Genomic DNA, 399 nt, shown 5'->3' with positions numbered 1-399 from the left:
GGATTATTTTCATACAAAATCGACATTCTTATAGCTTGCCGAACCCAAATTTGTCAAAGAGAGAACTCAAAGCCGCTGATTATGAGCAAAATTCCAAAAATCGGTGAGATCTTCGATGGAAAGTACGAAATACTGGAGATTCTTGGAAGTGGCGGAATTGGTACAGTTTTCAAGGCTTTGCAGCTCGATTGCAAGCGAATACTTGCATTGAAAATACTCCACGAAGATACAGCGTCAGATGAAGAATATAGGGCAAGATTTGTGCGTGAGGCGCAGGCGCTTAGCCAAGTTCGACATCAGAACATTGTAAATGTCTACCATCTTGGTATTTCGCCAAATGAGGCTCCATATATGACGATGGAGTATGTGGCAGGCAAGACTATTCGAGCGATTTTAAAC

The 399-nt window shown here is 41.9% G+C and carries 1 protein-coding gene; it reads left to right on the top strand.

Annotated elements, in window-relative coordinates; genetic code table 11:
- Positions 1-399 (top strand): protein kinase domain-containing protein (locus D7X55_RS42235; RefSeq protein WP_147470549.1); only part of this gene is annotated, 399 nt, incomplete at both ends.

The sequence above is a fragment of the Corallococcus sp. AB049A genome (genome assembly GCF_003668885.1).
In the GTDB taxonomy this organism is placed as follows: domain Bacteria; phylum Myxococcota; class Myxococcia; order Myxococcales; family Myxococcaceae; genus Corallococcus; species Corallococcus interemptor.
This window is presented reverse-complemented; position numbering and strand designations above follow the sequence as displayed.